Origin of the sequence: Nostocoides japonicum T1-X7 (assembly GCF_001046855.1) — a bacterium.
Classification (GTDB): Bacteria; Actinomycetota; Actinomycetes; order Actinomycetales; family Dermatophilaceae; genus Nostocoides; species Nostocoides japonicum.
The window spans coordinates 3,313,361-3,323,000 of sequence record NZ_HF570958.1; the positions used below are offsets into that span (position 1 = coordinate 3,313,361).

At 72.8% G+C, this 9,640-nt stretch carries 13 protein-coding genes; 6 read left to right on the forward strand and 7 right to left on the reverse strand.

The window, feature by feature from the left end; translation table 11 throughout:
* The 5 genes from BN12_RS15010 to BN12_RS15030 all read right to left on the reverse strand — a co-directional run.
* Positions 1-535: glycerate kinase (locus tag BN12_RS15010; RefSeq protein ID WP_162233089.1), on the reverse strand; the 535-nt coding region annotated here is incomplete at its 3' end.
* Positions 536-675: 140 nt separating this feature from the next.
* Entirely contained in the window at positions 676-1,716 is a 1,041-nt protein-coding gene (locus tag BN12_RS15015; RefSeq protein ID WP_048553696.1) for a glutathione S-transferase family protein, read from the reverse strand.
* Positions 1,717-1,887: 171 nt separating this feature from the next.
* Complete coding sequence (locus BN12_RS15020) at positions 1,888-2,469, reverse strand: hypothetical protein (protein ID WP_048553699.1); 582 nt, start codon at positions 2,467-2,469, stop codon at positions 1,888-1,890.
* Between the two features lie 109 nt (positions 2,470-2,578).
* Positions 2,579-2,956, reverse strand: a complete 378-nt coding sequence (locus BN12_RS15025) for a PadR family transcriptional regulator (protein WP_048553701.1) — start codon at positions 2,954-2,956, stop codon at positions 2,579-2,581.
* Between the two features lie 68 nt (positions 2,957-3,024).
* A complete protein-coding gene (locus BN12_RS15030) occupies positions 3,025-4,392 on the reverse strand; it encodes a dipeptidase (protein WP_048553702.1) in 1,368 nt (455 codons plus the stop codon).
* Between the two features lie 191 nt (positions 4,393-4,583).
* Here BN12_RS15030 and BN12_RS15035 point away from each other — a divergent pair, with 191 nt between their 5' ends.
* The 5 genes from BN12_RS15035 to BN12_RS15055 all read left to right on the forward strand — a co-directional run bounded on the left by BN12_RS15035 (position 4,584) and on the right by BN12_RS15055 (position 7,896).
* A complete protein-coding gene (locus tag BN12_RS15035) occupies positions 4,584-5,174 on the forward strand; it encodes a DUF3043 domain-containing protein (protein WP_048553704.1) in 591 nt (196 codons plus the stop codon).
* A 36-nt stretch (positions 5,175-5,210) separates the two neighbouring features.
* Positions 5,211-5,555 carry a PadR family transcriptional regulator gene (locus tag BN12_RS15040; RefSeq protein ID WP_200901225.1) on the forward strand — a complete coding sequence of 115 codons (345 nt, stop codon included), beginning with the start codon at positions 5,211-5,213 and terminating at the stop codon, positions 5,553-5,555.
* Complete coding sequence (locus tag BN12_RS15045; protein ID WP_048553705.1) at positions 5,552-6,250, forward strand: hypothetical protein; 699 nt, start codon at positions 5,552-5,554, stop codon at positions 6,248-6,250. Before BN12_RS15040 ends, BN12_RS15045 begins: the two co-directional genes overlap by 4 nt.
* A 112-nt stretch (positions 6,251-6,362) precedes the next feature.
* Positions 6,363-7,142, forward strand: a complete 780-nt coding sequence (locus tag BN12_RS15050; protein WP_048553706.1) for an ABC transporter ATP-binding protein — start codon at positions 6,363-6,365, stop codon at positions 7,140-7,142.
* On the forward strand, positions 7,135-7,896 hold the full coding sequence (locus BN12_RS15055) for an ABC transporter permease (protein ID WP_048553708.1): 762 nt from the start codon (positions 7,135-7,137) through the stop codon (positions 7,894-7,896). The genes BN12_RS15050 and BN12_RS15055 overlap by 8 nt, the downstream gene beginning before the upstream one ends.
* Positions 7,897-7,912: 16 nt before the next feature.
* Here BN12_RS15055 and BN12_RS15060 read toward each other — a convergent pair whose 3' ends face one another.
* On the reverse strand, positions 7,913-8,125 hold the full coding sequence (locus BN12_RS15060) for a hypothetical protein (protein ID WP_048553711.1): 213 nt from the start codon (positions 8,123-8,125) through the stop codon (positions 7,913-7,915).
* Between the two features lies 1 nt (position 8,126).
* Positions 8,127-9,233: a glycine cleavage system aminomethyltransferase GcvT gene (gene gcvT, locus BN12_RS15065; RefSeq protein WP_048553712.1), complete on the reverse strand. Its 1,107-nt coding sequence runs from the start codon at positions 9,231-9,233 to the stop codon at positions 8,127-8,129.
* Positions 9,234-9,306: 73 nt separating this feature from the next.
* Between gcvT and BN12_RS15070 the strand changes: the two genes are divergently transcribed.
* On the forward strand, positions 9,307-9,640 hold a 334-nt coding region (locus BN12_RS15070; RefSeq protein ID WP_327152659.1), incomplete at its 3' end, for a M17 family peptidase N-terminal domain-containing protein.

Consider the following 9,640-nt stretch of genomic DNA (forward strand, 5'->3'; position numbering starts at 1 on the left):
CGGCCGGCTGGAAGATGAGCCGCACCCCGATGCCGCCCTCGCGGAGCTCCTCCTCGTGGCGGTGCAGGGCGGGCCCGGCCCCGAGGGCGGCGAGCATGCCGGCGCCGGCGTCGTTCGTCGCGCTCCCGCCGAGGCCGACGACGACCCGCGTCGCGCCCTCGCGGACGGCGAGGTCGAGCAGCTCCCCCACACCCCAGGTGCTCGTGAGCGCCGGGTTGCGCTCGTCGGCGGCGAGCAGGTGGAGCCCGGCGGACTGGGCGGACTCCACGTAGGCCGTGCGCCGGCCCTCCTCGTCGACGAGGAGGATCGCCGCGGGCACGGGACGGCCGAGGGGGTCGCTCACCGTCGTGAGGACCATGTCGCCGCCGATCGCCGAGGCGAGGACGTCGAGGAAGCCCGGGCCCCCGTCGGAGAGGGGCAGCAGCGTCAGGTCGTCGTGCGGCGCGGCCTCCGTCCAGCCCTCGGCGACCGCCTCGGCGGCCTGTGTCGCGGTGAGCGTCCCGGTGAAGCAGTCCGGAGCGATGAGGACTCGCACGAGGGGAGGGTACCCGTGACGTCGACCCTCGGCCCCCTCTTCGCACGTGCCGAGTTGTCGTCGTCGGAACGGCGTCGCGACGACATCTTCTCGGCACGTGCGAGGAGGGACGCGGCGGGGCAGCCCGGCATACGGGGGGCTCAGCGCGCGACGCGCACCATCCCCTCCTCGTCCAGGAGCGGGTTGTGGTCGACGGGCACGCGCTCGCCGGCCGGCGGCGGACCGGGAGGGGTCCCGTCGCCGAACGGCCGCCCGCCGAGGGCCTCGCGGCCGTGCGGCTCCGCCCAGTTCGTCAGGTCCGGTCCGTCGGGGACGATGCCCGTGGGGTTCACGTCGCGGTGGACGACGTAGTAGTGCCGCTTGATCTGGACGAAGTCGGTCGTGTCGCCGAAGCCCGGCGTCTGGAACAGGTCCCTCGCATACGCCCACAGCACCGGCATCTCGCTCAGCTTGCTCCGGTTGCACTTGAAGTGGCCGTGGTAGACGGGGTCGAAGCGCGCGAGCGTCGTGAAGAGCCGGACGTCGGCCTCGGTGATCGTGTCGCCGACGAGGTAGCGCCGGGTCGCCAGCCTCTCGGAGAGCCAGTCGAGAGCGGTGAACAGGCGCTCGTATGCCGCGTCGTAGGCCGCCTGCTCCCCGGCGAAGCCGCACCGGTAGACGCCGTTGTTCACCTCGGTGTAGACGCGCCGGTTCACCTCGTCGATCTCCTCCCGGAGCGCCTCGGGGTAGAGGTCGGGAGCGCCGGGCCGGACGTACTGCGTCCACTGGGTCTCGAAGTCGACGGTGATCCGGGGGAAGTCGTTCGTCACGACCTGGCCGGTCGGCACGTCGACGACGGCCGGGACGGTGATCCCCCGGGGATAGCCCGGCTGCCGCTTCTCGTAGGCGTCCTTGATCCGCGGGATCCTCAGGACCGGGTCGAGCCCGTCCTCGTCGAGGTCGAAGGTCCAGCTGTCGCTGTCGTGGGTGGGTCCGCAGATGCCCATCGAGATGACGTCCTCGAGGCCGAGGAGCCGGCGGACGATGATCGTCCGGTTCGCCCACGGGCACGCGCGGGCGACGACGAGCCGGTACCTGCCGGGCTCCACGGGCCATTCGCCCGTGCCGTCGCTCGTGATCCGGTCGCCGATGTAGCGGGTGTCGCGCTCGAACGACGTCTCGACATACGTTCCCTGTGCCATAACCCCCACCGTATGCGGTGCCGGCCGGGACCGTCTTCCGCATGGTCGCGGCGGGGCCGGGGTGGCGGCGGGGCCGGGGTGGCGGCGGGGCCGGGGTGGCGGCGAGCCGGCGCGGATGGAGGTATCCGGCGACCATGTCGCGGTCATCCGATACCTCGACCGCTCACGCGATCATCCTGATCGGCCCGATCGGGTCGTGACGGCGATGCCGGCGGCGCAGCAGGCGGCGACGACACCAGCCTCCAGGAGGAGGACGGGGGACCACGTGCTGTATGCCGTCGCCCGCGACAGGAGCACGACCGGCCCGGTCGCCACGGCGCCACCGGCCAGAACGCCCAGGACGACGCGCCCGTCGGTCCCCACGCCCAGCGCCGGGTGGCCACGCAGGCGCCACCGAACTCCCGCCACGACGCCGACGAGGGTGACCACCACGGCGGTCGTGTCGAGGACGACGGCGGCGGCGAGGTCCGAGACCTCGCCCAGGGACTGCAGACCGAGCGGGTAGACCACCCACCAGGCGACGCAGGCGCCGAGGACGCCGCCGACCAACGCCGCCCCGATGACGGCGGCTCGGGGGAGGCCACCGGACGGCGCCGATGGGGTGCCGTCGGCGCGGTCGCGGGGTTCGGCGACGGGTTGGAAGCCGTTGGCCAGGGCCAGGTCGTGAGCGAAGCCGGCGACGTCGTCCACGAGGAGGTCCCCGACGTCGGCGCCGGCGTCGGCGGACTCGTCGAGATCCTCCTCCAGGGCCACGGCCCAGGCCCTACGGTCGCGGGGCGGTACCCCAAGCGTGCACCACTCCGCGTCCACGGCAGCGATCCAGGCCTCGATCCGGTCAGCCGCTCTGCGTGCCAGCTCCGCCTCAGACATGAGCCTTCCTCTCTGTGACCGCGCCCGACGTGGTTCGCTCGAGGACCGACTCGATCCTGGCGTTGTGGTGGCGCCACCGTGCCTCCCACTCGCGGAGGGCGGCGGACCCGGCGGGGGTCAGGCGTAGGACGTTCCTTGCCGGTCCGCTCGGGCTTGGCCTGCTCTCCTGGGCGAGCAGGCCCTGGCGGCGCAGTCTGGTGACGAGGGGATAGACCGAGCCGTAGCCGGTCTGGGCGAACCCCGCTTCCTGAAGGTCCTGGACGACGCCGTATGCGTGGTTGGGCGTGCGCAGGAGAGCCAGGACGACGAGATCGAGCGTGCCCCGCAACAGCAGCGTCTCGCGATCGTCGCGGGCGGCATCACCTACCATGTGCTACATAGTAGGTGGCCACACCTCATAGTGGCAAGGCTCTCCCGGTGCGTGCGGAGGATGAACGGCTACTCGCGCGGCAGGGCACCGAGGCGGGCGAGGAGAAGGGCCTCGGCGACGCATACCCGCTCGAACTCGGCGAGGTGGAGCGACTCGTTGGCACCGTGGGCCCGGGTGTCGGGGTCCTCGACGCCGGTGACGAGGATCGCGGCGTCGGGGAACCGCTCGGCGAAGGCGGCGACGAAGGGGATGGACCCACCGACGCCGATGTCGACCGGGTCGGTCCCCCAGGCGTCGGCGAAGGCCGCGCGCGCCTGGTCGTAGATCGGGCCCTCGGTGTCGGCCGCGAACCCCGACCCCTTGTCGGCCAGCTCGATGTCGACCGTCGCGCCCCACGGGACGTGGGCGAGCAGGTGTTCCTTCAGGAGGGTGAAGGCGCGGTCGGGGTCCTCGTCGGGGGCGATGCGCAGCGACAGCTTGGCGCTGGCGGTCGGGACGAGGGTGTTCGACGACGTCGCGACGGACGGGGCGTCGATGCCGATCGTCGTGAGCGAGGGCTTGGCCCAGATGCGGGTGAGGAACGACCCGGACCCGATCGTCGACACCCCGGGCAGCAGGCCGGACTCCTCGCGCAGACGCTCCTCGGAGAACGCGAGGTCGGCCGCCTCGCCCGACGACAGCCCCTCGACGGCGACGTGCCCCTCCTCGTCGTGGCACGTCGCGACGAGCCGGATGAGCGCCGTGACGGCATCCGGCACCGCACCCCCGAACATGCCCGAGTGGACACCGTGGTCGAGCGTCGAGACGGTGACGACGACCCGGATGAGGCCGCGCAGCGTCGTCGTGAGCGCCGGGACGCCGATCGTCCAGTTCTGGGAGTCGGCGAGGACGATGGCGTCGGCGGCGAGCTTGTCGCCGTGCCGTTGCAGGATCGTCGGCAGCGAGTCGGAGCCGACCTCCTCCTCCCCCTCGACGAAGATCGTCACGCCGACCGGCAGGTTCCCGGCGTGGGCCCGCAGCGCGGCGACGTGGGCCATGATGCCGGCCTTGTCGTCGGCGGCGCCCCGGCCGTAGAGCCGCCCGTCGCGCTCGGTCGGCTCGAACGGCGGGGTGTCCCAGTCGGCGTCGCTGCCCGGCGGCTGGACGTCGTGGTGGGCGTAGAGCAGCACGGTCCGCGAGCCGGGCGGGCCGTCGAGGTGCCCGATGACGGCGGGCTGCCCACCCTCGGCGACGATCTCGACGTCGAGCCCCTCCGCGCGGAGCAGGTCGGCGGTCGCCCGGGCGCTCGCCTGGACGTGCTCGGGGTCGAACGCCTCGAGGGAGACGCTCGGTATGCGAGTCAGGGCCTCCAGGTCGGTGCGGACGGCAGGCATGAGGCCCGCGACCCGCTCCCGGACGGCGGCGATGTGGTCAGCGCTGAGCACGGCATCGGTCACCCGGCCGACCCTACTCACCACCCGCCCCGAGGGTCGACCACGACCCGGCCACCGACGACCTCGCACGTGCCGAGCTGATGCTGCTCGGAACGCGTTCGGACGACATCTTCTCGGCACGTGCGAGGGCTCAGCGCCGGCACGTGCCGAGCGGCGTGGGCAGGGGACGCCAGGAGACCGCATACCCTTGTCCCGTGTTCGGACGTGACAAGACCAAGGCGACGGCCGCCGGGACCGAGGAGAGCGGGGAGGCTCACCCGGTCCGCGAGGGCGCGAAGAACCGGCCGACGCCCAAGCGCAAGGACCAGGAGGCGGCGCGCAAGCAGCCCCTCGTCATCACCGACCGCAAGGCCGCGCGCTCGACGGACAAGGTCAAACGGCGTGAGCAGCAGCTCAAGATGCGCCAGGCGATGGTCACCGGCGACGACCGGTACCTGCCGGCCCGCGACAAGGGACCGGTCCGCCGGTACGTCCGCGACTACGTCGACGCCCGGTGGAGCGTCGGCGAGTTCCTCCTGCCCGTCATGATCCTCGTCCTCGCGCTGACGTTCGTGCGGATCGCGGCGGCCTACCAGATCATGTTCATCGGGGTCTACGGAGTCATCCTCCTCGCGATCATCGACTCGGTCATCCTGTGGCAGAAGGTGAAGAAGCGGGTCCGCACGAAGTTCGCCCCCGGCGAGATCCCGCGCGGCCTGGCGATGTACGCCATCATGCGCAGCTTCCAGATGCGCCGGATGCGGATGCCCAAGCCGCAGGTCGCCCGGGGCCAGTACCCGGCCTGACCTCGCACGCCCCGTTCGGCGGCATATCGTGCCTGTATGCCGCGGAGCATGCAGGAGGCGACGTTCCTCATCCTGACGGCCCTCGCCTCGGGGAGCCAGCACGGCTACGGGATCATGGCCGACGTCGCCCAGATCTCCGGTGGACGGGTCCGGCTGCGGGCGGGCACGCTCTACTCGGCCCTGGACCGGCTGCGCGTGGACGGGCTCGTCCGGGTCGCGGGGGAAGAGGTGGTCGACGGGCGGCTCCGGCGCTACTACCGGCTGACCCCGGAGGGCAGCGAGCAGCTGGCCGCCGAGGCCGAGCGGCTCGAGGCGAACGCCACGGCCGCCTTCCGGCGCCTGGGCCTGGGGTCGGGGCTGGCCGGAGGATCCACACCGTGACACCCGACCGGGACGCCCTGGAGCAGAGGTACCGGAACTGGCTGCGCTGGTATCCCCGCTGGTTCCGCCGCGACCACGCCGAGGAGGTGCTGGCCGTGCTGCTCGACGGCGCCCCGCCCGAGCAGCACCGTCCGGGACCCGCGGAGTGCCTCGATCTGGCGCGTGGAGGGCTCGTCATGCGACTGCGGCCACGCATCCCCCGCTCCGACCGCCCCACACGCGCCGCCCTGTGGTTCATGTATGCGAGTGCCGCCGTCGGTCTCGTCGTGCTGACCACGCTTCTCGTCACCCTCGACGAGGTCCGCACCACGATCCTCGCCCGCGATCCCGGCTTCAGCCGGGCTGAGTGGCGCGGCCTGGTCGCGGCGACGTTCCGGCCCATGGCGGTCGCCCTCGCGCTGTCGGTGCTGGTCTGGTCGTCGCTGGCGTGGGTGCGCGGTCGCGGCCACCGGTGGGCGAGTCTGGCCGTCGCCGGCATCTTCGTCGAGAACACGGGGAGTCTGCTGCACGGGCTGGCCCACGGCTCGGCGACCTACACCCCGAAGGTCCTCCTCGCCGGTGGCGTGCTCTGGTCGCTCGAGGCGGTCGCCGTCGTGCTGCTCACCGTCGGGGAGTCGCGGCGCCGCTCAGGCGGTCGACGGCGTCGTCCGGCCGCCGCCCCGACGGGCGGGAGTCCGGCGCATCGACCTCCATAGTACGTTGAGCGATATATACTCGAGGACCGATCACATCCGTGACGTCTCGTGGGAGACGGGAGGGAGCCGTCCATGCCTCCCAGCCGGCCTGTCAGGGCGGCCGTGACCCGGTGTGCCTGAGGACTGCCGGCCCCCGAGCCTGACCGTCGACGGCCTCGTCGTGCGATTCGGGAGCCGCGTCGCGGTGTCGGGACTGAGCTTCTCGGTGCGGCGTGGCGAGATCTTCGGGCTGCTGGGACCGAACGGGGCAGGCAAGACGAGCACCCTGAGCGCGATCGAGGGACTTCTCACCCCCGACGGCGGACGCGTGACGATCGATGGCGTCGACGTCCGGGAGGCGCCGCTCTCGGTGCGGGCGAGGGTCGGCGTGCTGCTGCAGGCGTCCAGCTTCCAGCCCGAGCTGACCATCGCCCAGATCGTCCGGCTCTTCGCCGGACTCCACGGGCTCCGACTGGACCGGGGGCAGATCCGGGCTCGGCTGCGCGAGGCCGGCCTCGAGCGGGAGGCGGGCAAGCCGTTCCGGAAGCTCTCCGGTGGGCAGCAGCGGCGCCTGGCTCTTCTCGTCGCCACGGCGCACGAGCCGCCCATCCTGCTCCTCGACGAGCCGACGACCGGCCTGGATCCACAGTCGCGCCGTCAGCTGTGGGACCGGATCGAGGCCCGTCGGGCCGACGGTGGCAGCGTCCTGCTGACCACCCACTCCATGGAGGAGGCCCAGGCGGTCTGCGACCGGGTCGCGATCGTCGACCTCGGCGCGCTCGTCGCGGCGGGCACCCCCGAGGAGCTCGTCGGCAGCCATCGGGACGACCCCCGGGTCCGCGCCGTCGCACACGGCGAGGTGACGCTCGAGGACGTCTTCATCGGCCTGACCGGGAGGATGATCCGTGACTGAGGCCACCGCCGCCACGATCCCGTCCCTGGCGATGACCCTCCGATCGCTCATGCGTGCCGACCTCACCGTCCTCGCGCGCAGTCGCCAGACCGTCATCCTCAACCTCGCGGTGCCCCTCGTCATCGTCGCCGTCACCTCGCGAGGGAACCTCGGACGCGGGGCCGGCTTCGTCGTCGGGCTCGCCATCACCTACGGTCTGCTGTCCTCGGCGTTGATGGGCTACTCCGCGATGGTCGCCCGGGACCGCGAGCTCGGCGTCTTCGACGGGCTACGGGTCACACCGACGCCCCCCTGGGCGATCATGCTGAGCCGTCTCGTCGTCCAGCTGGCCGCCAACCTCGTCACCTCCATCGTCGTCATGGCCGTCGGCAGCCTCATCCTCCACGTGCGGTTCGGCGCGGTCGAGTACCTCCTCATGGTCGCCATCTCGGTGCTCGGCGCGGCCATGTTCCTCAGCATCGGCCAAGCGCTCGCCGGCTTGGTCCGTTCGGCGGCGGCGGTGAGCGCGGTGAGCCGGGTGGCGTATGCGGTCCTGCTCCTCGTCGGCCTGCTCGGCCTGACCGGCGCCCTCGGCGACGGGTTCGAGCGGTTCGCCGACTGGACACCGGTCGGGGCCCTCATCAACCTCTTCGCCGCGGCGCTCAGCCTCGCTCCGTGGTCCCGCGTCGACACGTATGCGATCGTCGCGAGTGTGGGCTACATCGTCGTCTTCGGGGTCGTCGGCATCCGGTGGTTCCGTTGGACCGCCCAGTGAGCCCGCGACGGACCGGTCAGCCGGCGGACAGGCTCATCGGCCCGTAGACGAGCTCGCCGTCGCACCAGAGGCTCACCGCCTCCACCCCCGCGTCGGCGAGGTCGGCCCAGGCCTCCGACAGCCAGCTCTCGGCGTCGGCCTGCGTGGGGAACTCGACGCGCGTCAGCCGGTCCCCCTCGACGGGCGCGCCGGACGCGTCGGCATACGACCAGGTCCAGGCGTCGGCCACCTCAGCCCTCCCGGACGCCGACGTGGACGAACGGCGGGCGGACGACCTCGGCCCCGACGTCGCGACCGCGGACGTCGACGACCACCGTGTCGCCGAGGGCGACCGAGCGGTCGAGCAGCGCGAGGGCGATGCCCTGCTTCCGCGTCGGCGAGAAGGTCCCCGACGTCACCTCGCCGACCGTCGCGCCGTCGCCGGAGCGGACGGCGCAGTGCGCCCGCGGGATCCCGCGGCCGGTGACGACCAGACCGCGCGAGAGCCGCGTGCGCTTGGCGGCCCGCTCGGCGGTGAGCGCCGCCTTGCCCCAGAAGGACTCCTTGTCCCAGCCGACCGCCCAGCCGAGGTTCGCCATGACGGGCGTGATGTCGAGGGACAGGTCGTTGCCGTGGAGCGGGTAGCCCATCTCGGTCCGCAGCGTGTCCCGGGCCCCGAGCCCGGCCGGCCGCCCGCCGAGCGGGGTGGCGGCCTCGACGAGGGCGTCCCACACGGCCGGCGTCCGGTCACTCGGGACGACGAGCTCGTAGCCGCGCTCCCCCGTGTACCCGGTGCGGCACACGACGATCGGCACGCCGTTCCACGAGGCGTCGACGAACGACATGTAGTCGTGGCCCACCGGCAGCCCGAGGGCCTGGAGCGTCTCGTCGGCGAGGGGGCCCTGGACGGCGACGATGCCGAACTCCCCGTGGCTGCTGCGCACCTCGACCCCCTCCGGTGCGCCGGCCCGCAGGAGGTCGACGACCGTCGCCGTGTTCGCCGCGTTGGGGACGAGGAAGACGTCGTCGTCGCCGCGCAGGTACTGGATGAGGTCGTCGACGACCCCTCCGGTCTCGGTGCAGCACAGCGTGTACTGCGCCTTCCCGACGGGGATGCGCGTCAGGTCGTTGGTCAGGCAGGAGTTGACGTATGCGGCCGCGCCCGGCCCGGTGGCGCTCGCCGTCCCGAGGTGGGACACGTCGAAGAGGCCGACCCGCTCGCGGACCGCGGTGTGCTCCGCGACGACGCCTCCCCCGGCGTACTCGATCGGCATGTCCCAGCCGCCGAAGTCGGCCAGCTTCGCGCCGAGCGCGACGTGACGGTCGTGGAGGGGCGAGTGGCGCAGGTGTTGGGTCACGGCTGCACGGTACTCCGGCGCTAGGGTGCGAAGTGATCCCCCGAGCCTCATCCCCCACAGGAGCGTGACGACCGTGCCGACCCTTCGCTCGACGACCCGCGACGCCCACACCATCAGCGCCGACGCCCTCGTGCTCGGCCTGGCCGCCGGCCCCGACGGCCCGACGGTCGCTCGCGAGGGACTGCCGAAGGAGACAGTCCGGCACCTCGCCGACGCGGTGGACGTCCTCGGTCTCACCGGCAAGGCGGGGGAGGTGACCCGGCTCGTCGGCGTCCCCGGCGTCCGGCCGCGGTCGGTCGTCCTCACGGGTCTCGGCGACCCGCCGGCGGCGGGCCCGGCATCCGACCCGGAGGTCCTGCGCCGGGCGGCGGGCGCCGCGCTGCGCGCCGTGGGTAAGACGGCGAGCA

Coding starts and splice junctions, on each gene's coding strand:
- BN12_RS15040 (WP_200901225.1), top strand. CDS start 5,211: ATGCCGCGGAGCATGCAGGAGGCGACGTTCCTCATCCTGACGGCCCTC.
- BN12_RS15025 (WP_048553701.1), bottom strand. CDS start 2,956: ATGGTAGGTGATGCCGCCCGCGACGATCGCGAGACGCTGCTGTTGCGG.
- BN12_RS15015 (WP_048553696.1), bottom strand. CDS start 1,716: ATGGCACAGGGAACGTATGTCGAGACGTCGTTCGAGCGCGACACCCGC.